At 71.9% G+C, this 20,420-nt stretch carries 22 protein-coding genes; 20 read left to right on the top strand and 2 right to left on the bottom strand.

Features of this window, described 5'->3' with window-relative positions:
- The first annotated feature begins 16 nt into the window (after positions 1-16).
- Together ffh and ftsH are read left to right on the top strand one after the other, a co-directional pair.
- Positions 17-1,567 carry a signal recognition particle protein gene (gene ffh, locus IE177_RS30130; RefSeq protein ID WP_190018644.1) on the top strand — a complete coding sequence of 517 codons (1,551 nt, stop codon included), beginning with the start codon at positions 17-19 and terminating at the stop codon, positions 1,565-1,567.
- Positions 1,568-1,657: 90 nt separating this feature from the next.
- A complete protein-coding gene (gene ftsH / locus IE177_RS30125; protein WP_190018643.1) occupies positions 1,658-3,595 on the top strand; it encodes an ATP-dependent zinc metalloprotease FtsH in 1,938 nt (645 codons plus the stop codon).
- Between the two features lie 117 nt (positions 3,596-3,712).
- Here ftsH and IE177_RS30120 read toward each other — a convergent pair whose 3' ends face one another.
- Positions 3,713-4,600 (bottom strand): methyltransferase domain-containing protein, encoded by an 888-nt coding sequence (locus tag IE177_RS30120; RefSeq protein ID WP_190018642.1) that lies wholly within the window; start codon positions 4,598-4,600, stop codon positions 3,713-3,715.
- A gap of 520 nt (positions 4,601-5,120) precedes the next feature.
- Here IE177_RS30120 and IE177_RS30115 point away from each other — a divergent pair.
- The 17 genes from IE177_RS30115 (at position 5,121) to IE177_RS30035 (ending at position 18,341) form a co-directional block, all read left to right on the top strand.
- Positions 5,121-5,717 (top strand): hypothetical protein, encoded by a 597-nt coding sequence (locus tag IE177_RS30115; RefSeq protein ID WP_190018641.1) that lies wholly within the window; start codon positions 5,121-5,123, stop codon positions 5,715-5,717.
- Positions 5,718-6,153: 436 nt separating this feature from the next.
- Positions 6,154-6,573: a 30S ribosomal protein S16 gene (gene rpsP, locus IE177_RS30110; RefSeq protein ID WP_061925778.1), complete on the top strand. Its 420-nt coding sequence runs from the start codon at positions 6,154-6,156 to the stop codon at positions 6,571-6,573.
- 5 nt (positions 6,574-6,578) lie between these two features.
- Positions 6,579-6,818, top strand: a complete 240-nt coding sequence (locus tag IE177_RS30105; protein ID WP_005479813.1) for an RNA-binding protein — start codon at positions 6,579-6,581, stop codon at positions 6,816-6,818.
- A gap of 83 nt (positions 6,819-6,901) precedes the next feature.
- Complete coding sequence (rimM, locus tag IE177_RS30100) at positions 6,902-7,477, top strand: ribosome maturation factor RimM (protein WP_190018640.1); 576 nt, start codon at positions 6,902-6,904, stop codon at positions 7,475-7,477.
- Positions 7,477-8,310 (top strand): tRNA (guanosine(37)-N1)-methyltransferase TrmD, encoded by an 834-nt coding sequence (trmD, locus tag IE177_RS30095; RefSeq protein ID WP_190018639.1) that lies wholly within the window; start codon positions 7,477-7,479, stop codon positions 8,308-8,310. Before rimM ends, trmD begins: the two co-directional genes overlap by 1 nt.
- A gap of 133 nt (positions 8,311-8,443) precedes the next feature.
- Entirely contained in the window at positions 8,444-8,794 is a 351-nt protein-coding gene (gene rplS / locus IE177_RS30090) for a 50S ribosomal protein L19 (RefSeq protein WP_152784115.1), read from the top strand.
- Positions 8,795-8,839: 45 nt separating this feature from the next.
- Positions 8,840-9,541 carry a signal peptidase I gene (gene lepB, locus IE177_RS30085; RefSeq protein ID WP_190018638.1) on the top strand — a complete coding sequence of 234 codons (702 nt, stop codon included), beginning with the start codon at positions 8,840-8,842 and terminating at the stop codon, positions 9,539-9,541.
- Positions 9,534-10,634, top strand: coding sequence for a signal peptidase I (gene lepB, locus IE177_RS30080; RefSeq protein WP_190018637.1), 1,101 nt, complete (start codon positions 9,534-9,536; stop codon positions 10,632-10,634). Before lepB (IE177_RS30085) ends, lepB (IE177_RS30080) begins: the two co-directional genes overlap by 8 nt.
- Positions 10,522-11,529, top strand: coding sequence for a signal peptidase I (lepB, locus tag IE177_RS30075; RefSeq protein ID WP_190018636.1), 1,008 nt, complete (start codon positions 10,522-10,524; stop codon positions 11,527-11,529). The genes lepB (IE177_RS30080) and lepB (IE177_RS30075) overlap by 113 nt, the downstream gene beginning before the upstream one ends.
- Before the next feature lie 114 nt (positions 11,530-11,643).
- Entirely contained in the window at positions 11,644-12,429 is a 786-nt protein-coding gene (gene lepB / locus IE177_RS30070) for a signal peptidase I (protein ID WP_190018635.1), read from the top strand.
- A 4-nt stretch (positions 12,430-12,433) separates the two neighbouring features.
- Positions 12,434-12,943, top strand: a complete 510-nt coding sequence (locus IE177_RS30065; protein ID WP_190018695.1) for an NUDIX hydrolase — start codon at positions 12,434-12,436, stop codon at positions 12,941-12,943.
- 56 nt (positions 12,944-12,999) lie between these two features.
- Positions 13,000-13,308, top strand: a complete 309-nt coding sequence (locus IE177_RS30060) for a DUF2469 domain-containing protein (RefSeq protein WP_003965949.1) — start codon at positions 13,000-13,002, stop codon at positions 13,306-13,308.
- Between the two features lie 109 nt (positions 13,309-13,417).
- Positions 13,418-13,783, top strand: coding sequence for a YraN family protein (locus tag IE177_RS30055; RefSeq protein WP_190018634.1), 366 nt, complete (start codon positions 13,418-13,420; stop codon positions 13,781-13,783).
- A complete protein-coding gene (locus tag IE177_RS30050) occupies positions 13,783-15,408 on the top strand; it encodes a YifB family Mg chelatase-like AAA ATPase (protein ID WP_190018633.1) in 1,626 nt (541 codons plus the stop codon). The genes IE177_RS30055 and IE177_RS30050 overlap by 1 nt, the downstream gene beginning before the upstream one ends.
- Positions 15,405-16,565 carry a DNA-processing protein DprA gene (gene dprA / locus IE177_RS30045; RefSeq protein WP_190018632.1) on the top strand — a complete coding sequence of 387 codons (1,161 nt, stop codon included), beginning with the start codon at positions 15,405-15,407 and terminating at the stop codon, positions 16,563-16,565. The genes IE177_RS30050 and dprA overlap by 4 nt, the downstream gene beginning before the upstream one ends.
- Before the next feature lie 312 nt (positions 16,566-16,877).
- Complete coding sequence (gene whiG / locus IE177_RS30040; protein WP_190018631.1) at positions 16,878-17,720, top strand: RNA polymerase sigma factor WhiG; 843 nt, start codon at positions 16,878-16,880, stop codon at positions 17,718-17,720.
- A gap of 63 nt (positions 17,721-17,783) precedes the next feature.
- A complete protein-coding gene (locus tag IE177_RS30035) occupies positions 17,784-18,341 on the top strand; it encodes a TetR/AcrR family transcriptional regulator (protein WP_190018694.1) in 558 nt (185 codons plus the stop codon).
- Positions 18,342-18,536: 195 nt separating this feature from the next.
- On the opposite strand, the gene IE177_RS30030 is transcribed toward IE177_RS30035, so the two are convergent.
- Positions 18,537-19,133, bottom strand: a complete 597-nt coding sequence (locus tag IE177_RS30030) for a murein hydrolase activator EnvC family protein (protein WP_190018630.1) — start codon at positions 19,131-19,133, stop codon at positions 18,537-18,539.
- A gap of 275 nt (positions 19,134-19,408) precedes the next feature.
- On the opposite strand from IE177_RS30030, the gene rpsB reads away from it, so the two are divergent.
- Complete coding sequence (gene rpsB, locus IE177_RS30025; protein ID WP_190018629.1) at positions 19,409-20,311, top strand: 30S ribosomal protein S2; 903 nt, start codon at positions 19,409-19,411, stop codon at positions 20,309-20,311.
- Positions 20,312-20,420: the final 109 nt, after the last annotated feature.

Raw genomic sequence — 20,420 nt, 5'->3', positions numbered from 1 at the left:
GAGGACCGACGCCACCGTGTTCGATACCCTCTCCGACCGCCTCAGCGCGACGTTCAAAAATCTCCGCGGCAAGGGCAGGTTGTCCGAGGCGGACATCGACGCCACGGCGCGCGAGATCCGCATCGCGCTCCTCGAAGCCGACGTGGCCCTGCCCGTCGTCCGGACGTTCATCAAGAACGTCAAGGAGCGTGCGCTCGGCGCCGAGGTCTCCAAGGCGCTGAACCCCGCCCAGCAGGTCCTCAAGATCGTCAACGACGAGCTGGTGACCATCCTCGGCGGCGAGACCCGCCGGCTCCGCTTCGCCAAGCAGCCCCCGACCGTGATCATGCTCGCGGGTCTGCAGGGTGCCGGTAAGACCACCCTCGCGGGCAAGCTCGGCCGCTGGCTGAAGGAGCAGGGCCACTCCCCGCTGCTGGTCGCCTGTGACCTCCAGCGCCCCAACGCCGTCAACCAGCTGAGCGTCGTCGCCGACCGCGCGGGCATCGCCGTCTACGCCCCGGAGCCGGGCAACGGCGTCGGCGACCCGGTGAAGGTCGCCAAGGACTCCATCGACTTCGCGAAGTCGAAGGTCCACGACATCGTGATCGTCGACACCGCCGGCCGTCTCGGCATCGACCAGGAGATGATGCAGCAGGCCGCGGACATCCGCGACGCCGTCTCCCCGGACGAGATCCTCTTCGTCGTCGACGCGATGATCGGCCAGGACGCGGTCAACACCGCCGAGGCCTTCCGCGACGGCGTCGGCTTCGACGGCGTGGTGCTCTCCAAGCTCGACGGCGACGCCCGCGGTGGCGCGGCCCTCTCGATCCGGCAGATCACCGGCAAGCCGATCATGTTCGCGTCGAACGGCGAGAAGCTGGACGACTTCGACGCGTTCCACCCGGACCGGATGGCCTCCCGCATCCTCGACATGGGTGACCTGCTCACCCTGATCGAGCAGGCGGAGAAGACCTTCAGCCAGGAAGAGGCCGCCAAGATGGCCTCGAAGCTGGCGTCCAAGAAGGGCCAGGACTTCACCCTGGACGACTTCCTGGCCCAGATGGAGCAGGTCCGCAAGATGGGCTCCATCTCCAAGCTGCTCGGCATGCTGCCCGGCATGGGGCAGATCAAGGACCAGATCAACAACCTGGACGAGCGGGACGTCGACCGCACCGCCGCGATCATCAAGTCGATGACCCCGGGCGAGCGCCAGGACCCGACGATCATCAACGGCTCCCGCCGCGCCCGTATCGCCAAGGGTTCCGGCGTCGAGGTCAGCGCGGTGAAGAACCTGGTCGAGCGGTTCTTCGAGGCCCGCAAGATGATGTCCCGCATGGCCCAGGGCGGCGGCATGCCGGGCATGCCGGGGATCCCGGGCATGGGCGGCGGCCCCGGCCGGGCCAAGAAGCAGCCGAAGAAGGCCAAGGGCAAGCAGCGCTCCGGCAACCCGATGAAGCGCAAGCAGCAGGAGCAGGAGGAGGCGGCCCGCCGCGCCGCCGCGGCCCAGGCCGGCGGCGCCTTCGGGCTGCCGCAGCAGGGCGGCCAGGAGTTCGAGCTGCCGGACGAGTTCAAGAAGTTCATGGGCTGATCCCAGCCGGTACGTGCCTGAGGGCGTCCCCCGAGCAGGGGGGCGCCCTCAGCGCATGCCGAGCACGGCCCGGTGTCGTAACGTCCAGGTATGAGCAATGCGGCGCCACCCCGCAAGGCCCCTGACCAGCCGTGGCGCGCCGAGGGCACGCCGGACGAGTCGCCCCGGCGGCCCGGCGGCAGGCTGCGGGGCGGCAAGTGGTGGGGCCTGCTCGTCACCGCCGTGGTCGTCTTCCTGCTGGCCTACGTCGGCCTCAACTACCTGGGCCAGGGCAACGAGCCGACGATCTCGTACACGGAGTTCAGCAAGGAGGTCGGCGACGGCAACGTCGCCAAGATCTACTCCAAGGGCGACGCCATCCAGGGGCAGCTCAAGAGCCCCCGTGCCAATCCCGACGGCGGCGGCGAGTACACCAAGTTCCGCACCCAGCGGCCGGCCTTCGCCGACGACAGGCTGTGGCAGAACCTGAGCAGCCACGGCGTCACGGTGACGGCACGCCCGGTCGTGCAGGAGCGCGGCCTGCTGTCCAACGTGCTGATCTCCCTTATCCCGATCGTGCTCCTGGTCGCCGTGTGGGTCTTCTTCGCGCGGCGCATGGGCGCGGGCCTCGGCGGTGCGGGCGGCATGTTCGGGCGCAAGACGCCGCCCAGACCGGTCGAGCTGCGGCCGGGCACCGGCCGCACCACGTTCGCGGACGTGGCCGGCATCGACGAGGTCAAGGGCGAGCTGGACGACGTCGTCGACTTCCTGAAGTACCCCGACACCTACCGCAGGATGGGCGCGAAACTGCCCCGGGGCGTGCTGCTCGCCGGGTCCCCGGGCACCGGCAAGACCCTGCTCGCCCGTGCGGTCGCCGGCGAGGCCGGTGTGCCGTTCTTCTCCGCCTCGGCGTCCGAGTTCATCGAGATGATCGTCGGCGTGGGCGCCTCCCGCGTCCGCGAGCTGTTCGCCGAGGCCCGCAAGGTGGCCCCGTCGATCATCTTCATCGACGAGATCGACACCATCGGGCGGGTGCGCGGCGGCGGCGCCTCGATGAGCGGCCACGACGAGCGCGAGCAGACGCTGAACCAGATCCTCACCGAGATGGACGGCTTCTCCGGCTCCGAGGGCGTGATCGTCATCGCGGCGACCAACCGCGCGGACATCCTGGACCCGGCCCTCACCCGGCCCGGCCGTTTCGACCGGGTGGTCAGCGTGGCCCCGCCCGACCGCGGCGGACGCGAGGCGATCCTGCGCATCCACACCCGGGAGATGCCCCTGGCGGCCGACGTGGACGTGACCCAGCTGGCGCGGGTGACGCCCGGCATGACGGGTGCGGATCTGGCCAATCTCGCCAACGAGGCCGCCCTGCTCGCGGTCAAGGGCAAGCGGGACCAGGTGACGCAGGCGGACCTGTCGGAGGCCCTGGAGAAGGTCCAGCTGGGCGCCGAGCGCACCCTGGTGATGCCCGAGGAGGACCGCCGCCGCACCGCCTACCACGAGAGCGGCCACGCCCTGCTCGGCATGCTGCAACCCGGTGCCGACCCCGTCCGCAAGATCACCATCGTGCCCCGCGGCCGGGCCCTCGGCGTCACGATGTCCACGCCCGAGGTGGAGCGGTACGCGCACTCGGAGGGCTATCTGCGCGGGCGCATCATCGGCGCGCTCGGCGGAATGGCGGCGGAGGAGGTCGTCTACGGCGTCGTCACCACGGGCGCCGAGAGCGACCTCGAACAGGTCACCAACATCGCCCGCGGGATGGTGGCCCGCTGGGGCATGAGCGAGCGCGTCGGCCGGCTCTCCGCGCTCCCGAGCGACGCCCAGCAGGCGTACGGGCTGTCGGCCGCCCCGCAGACCCTCGACGTGATCGACGCCGAGATGCGCCGGATCGTCGACGAGTGCTACGAGGAGGCGTGCCACAAGCTGCGCGACCACCGCGGCAGGCTGGACGCCCTCGCCCAGGCACTCCTGGACAACGAGACGCTGGAGGAGGCGGACGCCTACCGGATCGCCGGGATCACCCGCCTCAGCAAGGACGGCGACGCCTGAAGCCCGCCCGGCGGTTCCCGCCCGCCCGGCTGCGTCCGGCACGCACGGCCGGGCCGTGTCCGCGAAGTCGCGCCCGCGCCGCGACGCCCGCCCCGCGGGCGAACGACGCGGCCACACCTAGGGAACCCGGGCGACGAGGTAGCGGAAGACGTTCGGCATCCAGACCGTCCCGTCCTCCCGCCGGTACGGGTGCAGGGCCTCCGCCAGCTCCTTGTCCACCTGCTTGGCGTCGGTCGCCGCGATCGCCGCGTCGAACACTCCGGTGGACAGCAGCCCGCGCACGGCGCTGCCGAGCCCCGCGTAACCGAACGGGCAGGCGACCCGCCCCGAGCCGTCCGGCTTGAGCCCGGCCCGCTGCGCGACCTCCTCCAGGTCGTCCCGGCGGGCGGGCCGCCAACTGCGCGCGCTGCGCATGGGTTCGGCCAGTTTCGTGGCCACCCGCAGCACCGAGGAGGTGGCGCAGCGCTCCGGCGGCCCCCAGCCGGTCAGCACCACGGCGGCCCCGTGTCCGGCCAGCCGCAGCGCCGCCGCCAGTTGCCCGTCCAGCCCCTCGGAGTCGCCCGCGAGGCAGCCGACCGGTTCGAAGACGGTCACCAGGGTGTACGCGGCCGTCTCCGCGACGGCCGCCACGTCGCCGGGGGCGCCGTCGACGAGTCGCGTGCCCGCGGTCGTACGCGTGCCCGCGGTCGTACGCGCGCGCGTGCCGTCGCACGCGGCGTCCGGCAGCAGGCGCTCCCGGGCGAGGGCGAGCCGTTCGGGGCAGGAGTCGACACCGGTGACCGACGCCCCTCTGGCGGCGGCCATCAGCAGGGCGAGCCCGGTGCCGCAGCCCAGGCCCAGCAGCCGGGTGGCAGGGCCCACTTCGAGTCGCTCGTAGACCGCTTCGTAGAGCGGGACCAGCATCCGTTCCTGAATCTCCGACCAGTCACGCGCGCGTGCGCACGGGTTCACGCGAAGTGCCGACTCCGCGTGGGACCGGTGCTGTCGCACGAGCGTAGGTGTCATAGGTAAGCGCCCCAATCCGCCGACAGTTCGCCGCTGTGCCCGGTTGTGTGGCCCCCGTGCCGTGCGCGCGCACTTCCCACGTATGCCAGGTAACTCCCGGCTCGCGGCCCCGTCCAGGGGTCGTGGGTCCCCGCTTGGCGCCTGGGCGCGAGTGTGGCGAGATTTCACATCCCGGCAATCCGGGTGCCCCTACCGTGTCGGCTCCGGGGGACGGGGCCGGTGCCGGAGGGGGCCGGCGCACGCTGTAACGTCACGGCCGGCACGGACGCTGACCACCGTGAGGCTCGGCCGTGAGCGACCGAAACACGTCTTGCGTATTCCCCTTCGGCGTCGCACTGGCGTTCAGGATGTCGGCCGTACCGCCGACTACGCACCGGCTTGGTACGAGCTGTGAGGCTTCTCCGCAGATCAGCGCACCCGCCCTCGTCAGGACGCATCGGTCGCAACTGACGGGTACGTGCAAATTATTTGGGATGCCCCGGAATAGGAACACAGCGGCACCCCCGCTCGTTGTCATTACGTGAGCACGACACAGACACCACCTGTTCTCGCCGCAGAGCTGGCGCAGGCGTGGGCCGACATTCAGCGGTACCACCCCGAGCTGCCTGACCTCGCCGCGCCGGAATCCCTGATCGGAGAGTCGTCGTCCGCGTGCGGGCACGAGCTCTCCTTCGAGCGACTGCTGCACGAGGCAGTCCACGGCATCGCCGCCGCCCGCGGAATCCGCGACACCTCCCGGGCCGGCCGCTACCACAACCGCCGTTTCCTCGCGATCGCCGAGGAACTGGGCCTGGACCACCCCGAGGAGCCGCATCCGAGCAGCGGTTTCTCGCTGGTCACCCTCAACCCCGAGGCGAAGCGGCGGTACCGCCCGACCATCGAGCGGCTGCAGCGCGCGCTGAAGGCCCACATGGCCGCCACCTCGTCCGACACCTCCCGTACCTTCCGCGGCCCGGCCGCCCGGCACGGTTCCTCCGGCGGCGGCGTCCGCGTCAAGGCGGTCTGCGACTGCGGCCGCAACGTCCGGGTGGTCCCGTCGGTCCTGGCCCAGGCCCCGATCGTGTGCGGCGGCTGCGGCAAGCCGTTCCGCATCCCGGAGGTCGCGGGAGCCGCCTGAGCACGAGCCGCGAACACCGGCATCTCGTGGGTGCCGGAAAGGGGCTCGTCACCGCGCGGCTGCCGCTGCGTCCATGACCGCTGCCGTCCATGACCGTCGCCGTCCATGGCCGCAGACGGTCGCTCCGCAGGGCGGCACGCATGGCACGAGGTGGGCGCTGGTCGTGTTCCTCCGGGGGAGACGGCCTTGGCGCCGAGCGGCGCGCACCCGACGTGACTCGCCCCCACGCCGGGTGCCGCTCAGGCATGCCCGGGCGCGGGCACGCCCCTCGGCCGGGAGCGGCCCGCCGCGTATGGCACAATGGCTAGCTGTACTCGACAGTCGCACAGGACCCCTCTCTCCTCCGGCTGACGCGTCCATCGGGCATTCGGGTACCGCAACCCCACGCGGCAGCTCGCCGTGCCCAACCACGTCAAAACCAGGAGAACCCACTCCCGTGGCAGTCAAGATCAAGCTGAAGCGTCTGGGCAAGATCCGTTCGCCTCACTACCGCATCGTCGTCGCCGACTCCCGTACCCGCCGTGACGGCCGGGCCATCGAGGAGATCGGCAAGTACCACCCGACCTACAACCCGTCGGTCATCGAGGTGGACGCCGAGCGTGTGGCGTACTGGCTCGGCGTCGGCGCCCAGCCGACCGAGCCCGTCCTCGCCATCCTGAAGAAGACCGGCGACTGGCAGAAGTTCAAGGGCGAGCCGGCTCCCGCGCCGCTGCTCGTCGCCGAGCCGAAGGCCACGCGTCCGTCGTTCGAGGCTCTCGGCGGTGACGACGAGGGCAAGGGTGAGGCCATCACCCAGAAGAAGAAGGCTGAGAAGAAGGACGAGGCCGCTGCCGAGTCCGAGTCGACCGAGGCCTGAGCAGCATGCTCGAAGAGGCGCTTGAGCACCTCGTGAAGGGCATCGTCGACAACCCTGACGATGTGCAGGTCGCCTCGCGCGACCTGCGCCGCGGACGCGTGCTGGAGGTCCGGGTCCACCCCGACGACCTCGGCAAGGTGATCGGCCGCAACGGCCGCACCGCGCGTGCTCTGCGTACCGTCGTGGGCGCCATCGGCGGTCGCGGTGTCCGCGTCGACCTCGTCGACGTGGACCACGTCCGCTGACGCTTATCGCAGCACCGGCTCGGGCCGGGGAGGGCCACTGGGCCGTCCCCGGCCCGTAGTCGTACGACAGGAGATCAAGCACAGTGCAGCTGGTAGTCGCACGGATCGGCCGCGCCCACGGCATCAAGGGCGAGGTCACCGTCGAGGTACGTACCGACGAGCCCGAGCTGCGGCTCGCCCCGGGCGCCGTCCTGGCCACCGATCCGGCCTCCGCCGGACCCCTCACCATCGCCACGGGCCGCGTGCACAGCGGCCGCCTGCTGCTGCGCTTCGAGGGCGTCGCCGACCGCACCGCGGCCGAGGCCCTGCGCAACACCCTGCTGATCGCCGAGATCGACCCCGAGGAACTCCCCGAGGGCGAGGACGAGTACTACGACCACCAGCTCATCGACCTCGACGTGGTCACCGAGGACGGCACGGAGGTCGGGCGGATCACCGAGATCTCGCACCTGCCCTCCCAGGACCTGTTCATCGTGGAGCGCCCCGACGGCAGCGAGGTGATGATCCCCTTCGTGGAGGAGATCGTCACCGGCATCGACCTGGAGGAGCAGAAGGCGGTCATCGCGCCCCCGCCGGGCCTGATCGACGACCGCGCCGAGATCGCCTCCGCCCGCGAGCAGTCCGGAGAAGGCCGGGAAGAGTCCGGAGAAGAGTCGTAATGCGCCTCGACGTCGTCACGATCTTCCCCGAGTACCTGGAACCCCTGAACGTCTCCCTCGTCGGCAAGGCACGCGCGCGCGGCCGGCTGCAGGTGCACGTCCACGACCTGCGCGACTGGACGTACGACCGGCACAACACCGTCGACGACACGCCCTACGGCGGCGGCCCCGGCATGGTCATGAAGACCGATCCCTGGGGCGACGCCCTGGACACGGTCCTCGCCGACGGCTACGACACCGGGGCCCGTACCCCCACGCTGATCGTCCCCACCCCGAGCGGCCGGCCCTTCACCCAGGAACTGGCGGTCGAACTCTCCGAGCGCCCCTGGCTGATCTTCACCCCGGCCCGCTACGAGGGCATCGACCGGCGCGTCATGGACGAGTACGCGACCCGCATGCCCGTGCACGAGGTGTCCATCGGCGACTACGTCCTCGCCGGCGGCGAGGCGGCCGTGCTCGTCATCACCGAGGCCGTCGCCCGGCTGCTGCCCGGCGTCCTCGGCAACGCCGAGTCCCACCGTGACGACTCCTTCGCACCCGGCGCGATGGCCGGCCTGCTGGAGGGCCCCGTCTACACCAAGCCGCCCCTGTGGCGCGGCCGGGACATCCCGGACGTGCTGCTCAGTGGGCACCACGGGAAGATCGCCCGCTGGCGCCGCGACGAGGCCCTGCGGCGCACGACGGCCAACCGGCCGGACCTGATCGCCCGATGCGACCCGAAGGCCTTCGACAAGAAGGACCGCGAGATGCTCTCCATCCTGGGCTGGGAACCGGACCCCGAGGGGGAGCCGTACGGCCGATTTTGGCGCCGGGCCGACGGCATGGAAGAATAGGCCGCTGCTGTGCGTCCGTCCGGCGCGCGCCCCTGCCACAGGGGGACACGACGCCCGCCCCGACCCGCACGGCAGACCTCCGTACCTCTACTCCCGTTGATGACCTGTGGCATCAGCGAAGAAAGCAGACGAAATGTCTCACCTGCTCGACACCGTCGACGCCGCGTCGCTGCGCAGCGACGTCCCGGCCTTCCGCCCGGGTGACACCGTCAACGTCCACGTCCGCGTCATCGAGGGCAACCGCTCCCGTGTGCAGCAGTTCAAGGGCGTCGTGATCCGCCGCCAGGGCGCCGGTGTCCGCGAGACCTTCACGGTCCGCAAGGTCTCGTTCTCCGTCGGCGTCGAGCGCACCTTCCCGGTGCACACCCCGATCGTCGAGAAGATCGAGCTGGTCACCCGCGGTGACGTGCGCCGCGCCAAGCTGTACTACCTCCGTGAGCTGCGCGGCAAGGCCGCGAAGATCAAGGAGAAGCGCGAGAACTGAGTGCTCTGCGGGGTTCACGGCCGGGCGGGATAGCATCCTGCTCCGATGGACACCGAAGCACAGCCGACGGAACGCGACCGCTCCTCCCACCCGGACTCCTCCGGGGCGGAGGGCCGGTCGCGTTCCGCGTTCACGGCGCGGGTCGCCGAGTGGCTGCCGGGCGGCAGGATCACCCTGACCGTCCTCGTCTGCCTGGCGTTCCTGCTGCTCCTCAACGCCTTCGTGGTGCAGCCGTTCGAGATTCCGAGCGGATCCATGGAACAGCGGTTGAGGATCGGGGACCGGGTTCTCGTAAATAAGTTGGCGTACCGTTTCGGTGCCCAGCCGCGCCGCGGTGACGTGGTTGTGTTCGACGGCACCGGGTATTTCGGGGACGCGGACTACATCAAGCGCGTTGCGGGGGTAGGGGGAGACCACGTGGTCTGCTGCGACAAGGAGGGAAGGATCGAGGTGAACGGCCGGGCGGTCGACGAGACGGCGTTCCTCTATCCCGGGGACAGCGCCTCCAGTGTGCCCTTCGACGTCGTCGTGCCCGCGGGCCGCCTCTTCGTCCTCGGCGACCACCGCAGCGACTCCAGTGACTCCCGCGACCACCTCGGCTCGCCGGGCGGCGGCATGGTCCCCGTCGGCGACGTCATCGGCCGGGCCGACTGGATCGTCTGGCCGTACGACCACTGGACGCGTCTGACCCGGCCGTCCGCGTACGCGCGCGTGCCCGCGGCCCCGGCGGGGGACGCCCATGGGTAACCGCGGCAAACCGCGCGGCGCGGCGTCCGGCACGCCCGCCGAGGACCTCCTGCCCACCGGCTCGCGCCGTACCTCGGCCCCCGCGCCCAGCGGCGGCCGCACGCGTGCGGAGCGCCGCAAGCTGCAGCGCAAGGTCAAGCGCAAGCGCCGGCGTTCAGCCGTCCGTGAGATCCCCCTCCTCGTCGGTGTCGCCGTCCTCATAGCGCTGGTGCTGAAGACCTTCCTGGTGCAGGCGTTCGTGATCCCGTCCGGCTCCATGGAGCAGACGATCCGGATCGGCGACCGCGTGCTGGTCGACAAGCTGACCCCGTGGTTCGGTTCCAAGCCGCAGCGCGGGGACGTCGTCGTCTTCCACGACCCCGGCGGCTGGCTGGCGGACGAACAGACCACCAAGAAGCACGACCCCGTCGTCGTCAAGCAGCTCAAGGAGGGCCTCACCTTCATCGGCCTGCTGCCCTCCGACAACGAGAAAGACCTGATCAAACGGGTCATCGGGGTCGGCGGCGACCACGTCAAGTGCTGCGACGCGCAGGGCCGGGTCACCGTCAACGGCGTACCGCTCACCGAGGCCGACTACATCTTCCCCGGGGACGTCCCCTCCGCCACGCCCTTCGACATCACCGTCCCCGAGGGACGGCTGTGGGTGATGGGCGACCACCGGGGCAACTCCGCCGACTCCCGCGTCCACCAGAACACGCCCTACGGGGGCACGGTCTCCGAGGACTCGGTGGTGGGCCGGGCCATGGTCATCGGCTGGCCGGTCGGCCACTGGACCCGCCTTCCGGAACCTAAAACCTTTGCAAGCGTCACCGACTCCGTGTCGGGTGCGACCGCTGGTGGCCGGCCGTCGCATAGGGTTGCCTCCGAGAACCAGAACGGAATGACCCAGCTCCCGACCCCTGCGGAACTCCCGCTCGTTATGGGAGTAGTGGGCCTGCACCGTATCCGGGGCAGGCGGCGGCACGGCGTGAGGAGTTGGCGTGGGGGATGTGGCGGTTGGCGCACGGTCGGGACACGACGGCGAAGATCACCGCGGGCACCCCGTGGACGGGAACGGCCCCGCACCGGAAGGCGCCATGACCTCCGGGAGTGACCCGGCGGCCGGCGGCGACGGCACGCCCGGGCACCAGCCGCGCGCGGACGACGCGGACGCGGGCGAGGACGCGCGCCGGCCGAAGAAGCAGCGCTCCTTCCTGAAGGAGCTGCCGATCCTGATCGTCATCGCGCTGGTCCTGGCACTGCTGATCAAGACGTTCCTGGTGCAGGCCTTCTCGATCCCGTCCGACTCGATGCAGAACACCCTCCAGCAGGGTGACCGCGTCCTGGTCGACAAGCTCACCCCGTGGTTCGGCTCCGAGCCCGAGCGGGGCGAGGTCGTCGTCTTCCACGACCCGGACAACTGGCTGGCCGGTGAGCCCGCGCCGACCCCCAACGCCGTGCAGAAGGTGCTCAGCTGGATCGGCCTGATGCCGTCCGCCGAGGAGAAGGACCTGATCAAGCGGGTGATCGGCGTCGGTGGCGACACGGTCGAGTGCAAGAAGACCGGCCCCTTGACGGTCAACGGCAAGGCGCTCGACGAGCCGTACGTGTACCCCGGCAACACGCCGTGCACCCAGGACGACATCGGCGGCCAGTTCAAGGTGAAGGTCCCCAAGGGCTACATCTGGGTGATGGGCGACCACCGCCAGAACTCCCGCGACTCCCGCTACAACCAGTCGGACAAGAACCACGGCATGGTCCCCGTCGACAAGGTCGTCGGCCGCGCCATCGTCAAGGCCTGGCCGATCAACCGCTGGGGCACCCTGCCGGTTCCGGACACCTTCGACCAGCCCGGCCTCGGCCAGCAGTCCTCCGCGTCCGCGTCCCTGACGGTCGCCCCCGATGGCGTGGCGTTCGCGGCGGTGCTGCCGCTGGCGCTGTGGCGGCGCCGGCGTGCGAGCCGCCCGGCGGCCGGGGCCGTGCGGACGACGTCCCCCGGGCCGCGCTGAGCCCGCGGTCCCGGCGGGGCCGGGACCAACCGGAACGCATGGCCCCGCGCTGGTCATACCGGTCGTGAAACAGGGGCTGCCCCGATTCGGTACCGCCGGGTAGGGTGCGGGTCCATGGGTGGCGAGAGCACGACGCGTACGGCCCCGCACAGCGGTGGCGCAGGGACGGCAGGGGCCGGCGGCAGCCGGATCGGGCAGCGGCTGTCCGGGCTGGCCGTGGCGCTGGGCCTGGTGCTGTTCCTCGGCGGTTTCGCCTGGGGCGCGTTCATCTACCGGCCGTACACGGTGCCGACCAGCTCCATGACCCCGACCATCGACGCCGGCGACCGCGTGCTCGCCCAGCGCGTCGACGGCGACGAGGTGCGCCGCGGTGACGTGGTCGTCTTCGAGGACAAGTCCTGGGTCAGCAACGCGAAGGTGGTCAAGCGCGTCGTCGCGGTCGGCGGGGACACCGTCTCCTGCTGCACCGACGGCAAGCTGACCGTCAACGGCAAGCAGATCGACGAGCCGTACCTGCCCAAGGGCAGCCTGGCCGAGATCAAGGACTTCCCGACCGTGACCGTCCCCGAAGGCCGGCTCTTCCTGCTCGGTGACGAACGCCAGGGCTCCCTGGACTCCACCGCCCACCTCACGGACGCCGGCAAGGGCACGGTCTCGCGCGGTGCCGTGTCCGCCCGCGTGGACGCCGTCGTGTGGCCCTGGAAGGGCATGCTCAAGCGCCCCACCGGTTTCGAGTCGCTCGGCGCCCTCTCCCAGCCCGGCCCGCTGCGCACGATCGAGGTGATGGTCGTCGCCGGAATGGTCCTGGTCCTCGGCGGCGGCGCGTACGGCCCGATCGCGGCGCGCGTGAGCCGCTCCCGCGCCCGTGCCGCCCGCCCGGAGGCGGCCGGTGCCCGCTGAGGCCATGCACACCGGCGAGGAGCCGCAGGGGGGCGGCCCGCGCAGGGTGGCCCGGGTGGTGCTGCTGGACCCCGATGACCGGATCCTCCTGCTGCACGGCCATGAACCGGACGACCTCGCCGACGACTGGTGGTTCACCCCGGGCGGCGGTCTGGAGGGCGCCGAGACGCGCGAGGAGGCGGCGCTGCGGGAACTCGCCGAGGAGACCGGCATCACCGACGTCGATCTCGGCCCGGTGCTGTGGCGGCGCAGGTGTTCCTTCCCGTTCGCGGGCCGCCGCTGGGACCAGGACGAGTGGTACTACCTGGCCCGTACGACCCAGACGGCCACGGCGGCGACGGGGCTGACGGAGCTGGAGCGGCGCAGTGTCGCCGGAGCGCGCTGGTGGACGTGTCGGGAACTCGCCCGCGCACATGAGACGGTGTATCCGACCAGACTCGCCGAGCTGCTGCGGACGCTGCTCGACGAAGGTCCCCCGGCCAGCCCCGTGACCCTCGACACGGAAATCGTCTGAGGGTTCCCGGTACTGGCGCACAATGGGGGGATCGCACGGCTGAAGGGGAACATGCCATGAGCGCCGAGGACCTCGAGAAGTACGAGACCGAGATGGAGCTGAAGCTCTACCGGGAGTACCGAGACGTCGTCGGTCTGTTCAAATACGTGATCGAGACCGAGCGGCGTTTCTACCTCACCAACGACTACGAGATGCAGGTGCACTCGGTCCAGGGTGAGGTGTTCTTCGAGGTGTCCATGGCCGACGCCTGGGTCTGGGACATGTACCGGCCGGCCCGTTTCGTCAAGCAGGTCCGGGTGCTCACGTTCAAGGACGTGAATATCGAGGAGCTGAACAAGAGCGACCTGGAGCTGCCGGGCGGCTGACACGGCCCCCTGTACGGGTGACGGGGTTCTCCACAACCGGCGAGTAGCTCACCAAGATCAACAGGGGTGAGCGGCATGCGTGACCGTTGGCGCCGGAGGTGGTGCCGACATGAGCAAGGCACGCAACGCGCTCGGCAGGTACGGCGAGGACCTGGCCGTGCGCTGGCTGACCCGGACCGGGATGACGATCCTGGAGCGCAACTGGCGCTGCGGACGGTCCGGTGAGATCGACATCGTGGCGCGCGACGGCGGTTCGCTCGTCGTCTGCGAGGTGAAGACCCGCAGGGTCGGTGCCTACGAGCATCCGATGGCCGCGATCTCCCCCCGCCGGGCCGAGCGGCTGCGGAGCCTCGCGGAACGCTGGATCCATGCCCACGGAGGCGCCCCGCCGGGAGGCGTGCGCATCGACCTGGTCGGCGTCCTCCTGCCCCGCCGGGGCGCCCCGACCGTGGAGCACGTGCGGGGGGTGTCCTGATGGGATTCGCCCGTACGTGCGCGGTGGCCCTGGTCGGCGTCGAGGGAGTGGTCGTCGAGGTCCAGGCCGACCTCGAACCCGGCGTCGCCGCCTTCACCCTGGTGGGACTGCCCGACAAGAGCCTCACGGAAAGCCGCGACCGGGTCCGGGCGGCGGTGGTCAACTCGGGCGGTGAGTGGCCGCAGAAGAAGCTCACCGTAGGGCTCAGCCCCGCGTCGGTGCCCAAGGCCGGCTCCGGCTTCGACCTGGCCGTCGCCTGTGCGGTGCTCGGCGCCGCCGAGCGGATCGACCCCCGGGTCCTGGCCGACGTCCTCATGATCGGCGAGCTGGGCCTGGACGGCCGTGTACGTCCGGTGCGGGGCATCCTGCCCGCGGTCCTGGCGGCGGCCGACGCGGGCTACGAACAGGTCGTCGTACCGCAGTGCGCCGCCGCCGAGGCGTCGCTGGTCCCCGGAGTGTCGGTGCTGGGAGTGCGCACCCTGCGGCAGCTCGTCGCCCTCCTGACCGACGAACCCGTCCCCGAGGAGACACCCGACCAGCAGGAACGCCCGGACCCCCTGCTGGCCGGTCTGCGCGTGCCGGGCACGGGCGCGGCCACCGGCATGCGGACGCTCGGCGCCGCACAGCACGACCACGGTCACGACCTCGCGGACGTCGTGGGCCAGACCTCGGCCCGTACGGCCGTGGAGGTGGCGGCCGCCGGCGGGCACCACCTCTTCCTGGAGGGACCGCCGGGCGCGGGCAAGACGATGCTCGCCGAGCGCCTGCCCGCCGTGCTTCCCCCGCTGACCAGGGAGGCGTCGCTGGAGGTCACGGCCGTGCACTCGGTCGCCGGGCTGCTGCCGCCGGGCAAACCGCTCATCGACACCGCCCCCTACTGCGCCCCGCACCACTCGGCGACGATGCAGTCGCTCGTCGGCGGCGGCCCCGGCATGGCCCGCCCCGGGGCCGTGTCCCTCGCCCACCGTGGCGTGCTCTTCCTGGACGAGGCCCCCGAGTTCCACAGCCGGACCCTCGACGCCCTGCGGCAGCCGCTGGAGTCGGGACACGTGGTGATCGCCCGCAGCGCGGGCGTCGTCCGCTTCCCGGCGCGCTTCCTGATGGTCCTCGCGGCCAATCCCTGCCCGTGCGGGCGCTTCTCGCAGCGCGACGCGCTGTGCGAATGCCCTCCGTCGGCCGTCCGCCGCTACCAGTCGCGGTTGTCCGGCCCGCTGCTGGACCGGGTGGACCTGCGGGTCGAGGTCGACCCCGTCAGCAGGGCCCAGCTCACCGAACCCGGGGCCCGGGGTGAGTCCACCGCGACCGTGGCCGAGCGGGTGCGCCAGGCCCGGGAGCGGGCGGCCGCCCGCCTCGCCGAGACCCCGTGGCGCACCAACAGCGAAGTGCCGGGGCGGGAACTGCGCAGCCGGTACCACGCCGTCACCGGGGCGATGGACGAGGCGGAACGCAGCCTCGAACGAGGCCTGCTCACGGCTCGCGGGGTCGACCGGGTGCTGCGGGTCGCCTGGACGGTCGCCGACCTCGTCGGCCACGACCGTCCGGACGCCACCGACGTCGCGCTCGCCCTCCAACTGCGCACCGGCGTGCCCCGGGGAGCGCCGATGGCCATCGGGGCGCTGACGTGACCGGGGACGGGAGCGACGACGGTGAACCGCTCGGCCGGGTCTTCCTGTCCCGGGTGCTCGAGCCCGGGGACGAGGCCGGCGGACGGTGGGTCCGGGAGCGCGGGGTGGCGGAGGTGGTGCGGCGACTGCGGGCGGGCGGGGAGCCGCTGCCGGGCGTGAGCGAGGTGCGCTGGGCCGGGCTCGTGGCGCGGGCCGCCCGGGCCGACCCGGAGTGCGACCTCGCCGTGGCGCGGGCCGCCGGGGCACGGTTCGTGTGCCCGGGGAACGCCGAGTGGCCCCGCCAGCTCGACGACCTCGGGGACGGCCGGCCCATCGGGCTGTGGGTGCGCGGGCGGGCCGGTCTGCGGATGTGGGCGCTCAGATCGGTCGCCGTGGTGGGCGCCCGGTCCTGCACCGAGTACGGCACCCATGCGGCGGCCACCCTCGCCGCGGGTCTCGCCGAGCGCGGGTGGGTCGTCGTCTCCGGCGGCGCCTACGGCATCGACGGCGCCGCCCACCGGGGCGCCCTCGCCGCCCGCGGGGCCACGGTCGCCGTCCTAGCCTGCGGTGTCGACCGGCCCTACCCCCGCGGTCACGCCGCGCTCATCGCCAGGATCGCGGAACAGGGACTCGTCGTGGGCGAGTTGCCCCCGGGCGACCATCCGACGCCGAGCCGGTTCATCCTGCGCAACCGGGTCATCGCCGCGCTGACCAGGGGAACCGTCGTCGTGGAGGCCGCCTGCCGCAGCGGCTCGCTGGCCACCGCGCGGGCCGCGCAGCGCCTCGGACGGTTCACGATGGGCGTCCCCGGGCCGGTCACCAGCGCCCTCTCCGCCGGTGTGCACGAACTGCTGCGCGGTGAGGCCACCCTGGTCACCGACGCCGCGGAAGTCGTCGAACTCGTCGGCGGCATGGGTGAGCTGGCGCCGCTCCGGCGGGGACCCGTGCTGCCACGTGACCTGCTGGAACCCGGCGCCCGCGCCGTCCTCGCCGCCCTGCCCGGCGACCGGGCGGCCCCCGCAGAGGAGATCGCGCTCGGCGCCCGGACCACGCGCGACGACGCGATCGCGAGACTGTACGAACTCCGAGCACTTGGTTACGTCGAACGACACGGCGACGGCTGGAAGTTGACACGCCAGGCGATGATCTCGGTCCGGACGGCCCACCGCGGCCGCTGACCGAGCGTGTTCGGCCGTCCGGGGGAATGCCCGACGCCCTTGACGTTTCCCGGAGTTGATCCCTCCGGCCGATCACGCAGAGCGATTCCCCGGATCGGGTCACCGGGCCGGGCCGAAAGCCCCGCGCACGGGTGGTGCCAAGCCGTTCGCACACCGCGACAGCTCAGTCACGCTACGCTCACGGAGGCGTCGGCGCAGACCGCGCCATCTCGACACCAGACCGACAGCTCACCCAGGCAGCCCACTTCGCCCCACCAACCCCCACCTCACCCCACTCACGGCACTTCACGGCAGAACGGCACAAGGCGACGAATGCCCCAGCACACCTCCGGGCCCGACCGGGCGGCGCTTCCCCCAGCCTCCCGCGACGGTGGCAGCGTGCGGCCGCCCGCTCCCTCGACGCTCGACGAGCTGTGGCGGTCGTACAAGGCGACGGGGGACGACCGGCTGCGGGAACAACTGATCCTGCACTACTCGCCGCTGGTGAAGTACGTGGCCGGCCGGGTGAGCGTCGGCCTGCCGCCCAACGTCGAGCAGGCGGACTTCGTCTCCTCCGGGGTCTTCGGGCTGATCGACGCGATCGAGAAGTTCGACATCGACCGGGAGATCAAGTTCGAGACGTACGCGATCACCCGGATTCGCGGCGCGATGATCGACGAACTGCGGGCACTGGACTGGATCCCCCGCTCCGTCCGGCAGAAGGCCCGCAACGTCGAGCGGGCCTACGCCACCCTGGAGGCCCGGCTGCGGCGCACCCCGACCGAGGGCGAGGTCGCCGCCGAGCTGGACATGGAGGTCGACGACCTCCATGCCGTGTTCAGCCAGCTGTCGCTGGCCAACGTGGTCGCCCTGGAGGAGATGCTGCACGTCGGCGGCGAGGGCGGTGACCGGCTCAGCCTCATGGACACGCTGGAGGACACCGCCGCCGACAATCCGGTGGAGGTGGCCGAGGACCGGGAGCTGCGGCGTTTCCTCGCGCGGGCCATCAACACACTGCCCGAGCGGGAGAAGACCGTCGTCACGCTCTACTACTACGAGGGGCTCACCCTCGCGGAGATCGGCAACGTGCTCGGCGTCACCGAGAGCCGGGTGAGCCAGATCCACACCAAGTCGGTGCTGCAGCTGCGGGCCAAGCTGGCGAGCTTCGGGCGCTGAGCGCCTCCCACGGGGGGACGTTTCCGTACAGTTGTCGACGTGCCAAGGATTCGAGCGGCCTCCGTGGCCGAGCACCGGTCGATGCAGCGAGCCGCCCTGCTGGACGCCGCGCGGTCCCTGCTGTCCGAGGGCGGGACGGAGGCGCTGACCTTCCCCGCGATGGCCGAGCGGACGGGGCTCGCGCGGTCGTCCGTGTACGAGTACTTCCGGTCGCGGGCGGCCGTCGTCGAGGAGCTGTGCGAGGTCGACTTCCCGGTGTGGGCGGCAGAGGTGGCCGCTGCCATGGAGCGCGCCAAGTCGCCCGAGGGCAAGGTCGAGGCGTATGTGCGGCGGCAGCTCGCGCTGGTGGGGGACCGGCGGCACCGGGCGGTCGTCGCCATCTCCGCGAGCGAGCTGGACGCGGGAGCGCGGGAGAAGATCCGGGCGGCCCACGGCGGGCTGGTCGCCATGATCGTCGAGGCGCTGGGGGAGCTGGGCCATGCGCAGCCCCGCCTGGCCGCGATGCTGTTGCAGGGGGTCGTGGACGCGGCGGTCCGGCGGATCGAGCTCGGCGCGGCCGAGGACCCGTCCGTGGTGACGGACGCCGCGGTGGCCATGGCACTGCGGGGCGTGGAGGGCTGAGCCGCTGGGCGTGAGGGGCTGAGGAGGGGCCGGGCGCCCCACCCGCACGCCCCGGCTGCCACCCGCACGCCCCGGCGTCACGACCGCGTGCGGCTGCGGGCGGCGTACGACTGTCCGCTGCCGCTGCCGCTGCCGCTGCCGTGCAGGGCGGTCCGCAGCCGCGGTGGCGCATGGCCGCCGGTGGGGCTGCCGGGGCTATCCGTACACCGGCAGCAGTCTCGACGGCCCCCCGTTCAGCAGCCACGGCGGGAGCAGGGACAGCGGGTTCAGGTAGGTCCCGCCCCGCAGCAGGCCCCAGTGGACGCACGCCGTCGTACCGCAGTGGGCGCCCGCCGGTTCCACCGTCCCCACCACCTCACCCGCCCCCACCCGGTCCCCCTCGCCGACCGAAGGGCTCACCGGCTCGTACGTGGTGCGCAGGTCCGTTCCCGCCAGCTCCACGGAGACCACGCCCCGCCCGGCGACCCGGCCCGCGAAGGACACCCGGCCCGGCGCCACCGCCCGCACCGGGGAACCCGGCGGGGCCGCCAGGTCCACGCCCCGGTGCCCGGGGCCGTACACCGTCGCCGGAGGCTCCCAGCCGCGCAGCACCACCGGCCGCACGCCCACCGGCCAGGCTCGGCCGATCGCCGGCACCGGGCCCTGCGGGCCGGGAGGCGGAGCCGGGCCTCGTGGGGCGGCAGGCGGCGCCGGTACCGGGCCGTCCGCCCACGCCGCGGGGGCGAGCGCGGCGGCGGCCGCACCCAGCGCCACGGCCGCCCAGACCGGAACGCATCGCATCACTCGTCGCATGCCGCAAACCGTCCCGTACCACGGCCGGTCACGGCCGGACCCTGTGGATCACCCCCCGGTTGTGGAGAGCGGCGTCACCCGGGGCCCCGCCGGTCCCGTACACTTCTTCTGGCGATCCGGGTCACCGGGTCGACTTCGCACGCCCCGGTACGGCACCCGGTAACGGTTCGTACCAAGCGCCCCTCGGTCCTTCGCGGCACGGCGCGTCGTGGGCGTCAGGCGCGTCCGCCGTCCGGCGGACGCGGCACAACCGAGAAACTCAAGGAGATACGGCCATGGCCGTCGTCACGATGCGGGAGCTGCTGGAGAGCGGCGTCCACTTCGGTCACCAGACCCGTCGCTGGAACCCGAAGATGAAGCGCTTCATCTTCACCGAGCGCAACGGCATCTACATCATCGACCTGCTCCAGTCGCTGTCGTACATCGACCGCGCCTACGAGTTCGTCAAGGAGACCGTCGCCCACGGCGGCACGGTCATGTTCGTCGGCACGAAGAAGCAGGCGCAGGAGGCCATCGCCGAGCAGGCCACCCGCGTCGGCATGCCCTACGTCAACCAGCGCTGGCTGGGCGGCATGCTCACCAACTTCTCGACCGTCTACAAGCGTCTGCAGCGCCTGAAGGAGCTTGAGCAGATCGACTTCGAGGACGTCGCGTCCTCCGGTCTGACCAAGAAGGAGCTGCTGGTCCTCTCCCGCGAGAAGGCCAAGCTGGAGAAGACCCTCGGTGGTATCCGCGAGATGCAGAAGGTGCCCAGCGCCGTCTGGATCGTGGACACCAAGAAGGAGCACATCGCCGTCGGTGAGGCCCGGAAGCTCAACATTCCGGTCGTCGCGATCCTCGACACCAACTGCGACCCCGACGAGGTCGACTACAAGATCCCGGGCAACGACGACGCGATCCGCTCCGTCACCCTGCTCACCCGTGTGATCGCCGACGCCGTCGCCGAGGGCCTCATCTCCCGCTCCCGTGTCGCCACCGGCGACAAGGGCGAGAAGGCCGCCGCCGCCGAGCCGCTCGCCGAGTGGGAGCGCGACCTGCTCGAGGGTGAGAAGAAGGACGAGGCTCCGGCTGCCGAGGCCGCCCCCGCCGCCGAGGCCGCCCCCGCCGCGGAGGCCGCCCCCGCCGCCGAGGCCGCCCCGGCCGAGGGCGAGAAGGCCGCCGAGGGCGAGCAGGCCTGACGTCAGCGTTGACGGCGGGGGCGGTGACATCAAGTCCGCCCCCGCTGTTCACCCGTAGGTCGGCACCGCGTACGGGATCCGCGGCTACATGTGGATCACGGACCGTGCG

Source organism: Streptomyces lucensis JCM 4490 (assembly GCF_014650035.1).
In the GTDB taxonomy this organism is placed as follows: domain Bacteria; phylum Actinomycetota; class Actinomycetes; order Streptomycetales; family Streptomycetaceae; genus Streptomyces; species Streptomyces lucensis.
The sequence above is the reverse complement of the archived record's forward strand: the minus strand, read 5'-3'. Positions and strand labels throughout refer to the sequence as shown.

Excerpts from the sequence above, each read along its gene's own strand:
- ftsH (WP_190018643.1), top strand. The coding sequence starts at position 1,658 with ATGAGCAATGCGGCGCCACCCCGCAAGGCCCCTGACCAGCCGTGGCGC.
- IE177_RS30120 (WP_190018642.1), bottom strand. The coding sequence starts at position 4,600 with ATGACACCTACGCTCGTGCGACAGCACCGGTCCCACGCGGAGTCGGCA.
- IE177_RS30105 (WP_005479813.1), top strand. The coding sequence starts at position 6,579 with ATGCTCGAAGAGGCGCTTGAGCACCTCGTGAAGGGCATCGTCGACAAC.
- trmD (WP_190018639.1), top strand. The coding sequence starts at position 7,477 with ATGCGCCTCGACGTCGTCACGATCTTCCCCGAGTACCTGGAACCCCTG.
- rplS (WP_152784115.1), top strand. The coding sequence starts at position 8,444 with ATGTCTCACCTGCTCGACACCGTCGACGCCGCGTCGCTGCGCAGCGAC.
- lepB (WP_190018638.1), top strand. The coding sequence starts at position 8,840 with ATGGACACCGAAGCACAGCCGACGGAACGCGACCGCTCCTCCCACCCG.
- lepB (WP_190018637.1), top strand. The coding sequence starts at position 9,534 with ATGGGTAACCGCGGCAAACCGCGCGGCGCGGCGTCCGGCACGCCCGCC.
- lepB (WP_190018635.1), top strand. The coding sequence starts at position 11,644 with ATGGGTGGCGAGAGCACGACGCGTACGGCCCCGCACAGCGGTGGCGCA.
- IE177_RS30065 (WP_190018695.1), top strand. The coding sequence starts at position 12,434 with ATGCACACCGGCGAGGAGCCGCAGGGGGGCGGCCCGCGCAGGGTGGCC.
- IE177_RS30060 (WP_003965949.1), top strand. The coding sequence starts at position 13,000 with ATGAGCGCCGAGGACCTCGAGAAGTACGAGACCGAGATGGAGCTGAAG.
- IE177_RS30055 (WP_190018634.1), top strand. The coding sequence starts at position 13,418 with ATGAGCAAGGCACGCAACGCGCTCGGCAGGTACGGCGAGGACCTGGCC.
- IE177_RS30050 (WP_190018633.1), top strand. The coding sequence starts at position 13,783 with ATGGGATTCGCCCGTACGTGCGCGGTGGCCCTGGTCGGCGTCGAGGGA.
- whiG (WP_190018631.1), top strand. The coding sequence starts at position 16,878 with ATGCCCCAGCACACCTCCGGGCCCGACCGGGCGGCGCTTCCCCCAGCC.
- IE177_RS30030 (WP_190018630.1), bottom strand. The coding sequence starts at position 19,133 with ATGCGACGAGTGATGCGATGCGTTCCGGTCTGGGCGGCCGTGGCGCTG.
- rpsB (WP_190018629.1), top strand. The coding sequence starts at position 19,409 with ATGGCCGTCGTCACGATGCGGGAGCTGCTGGAGAGCGGCGTCCACTTC.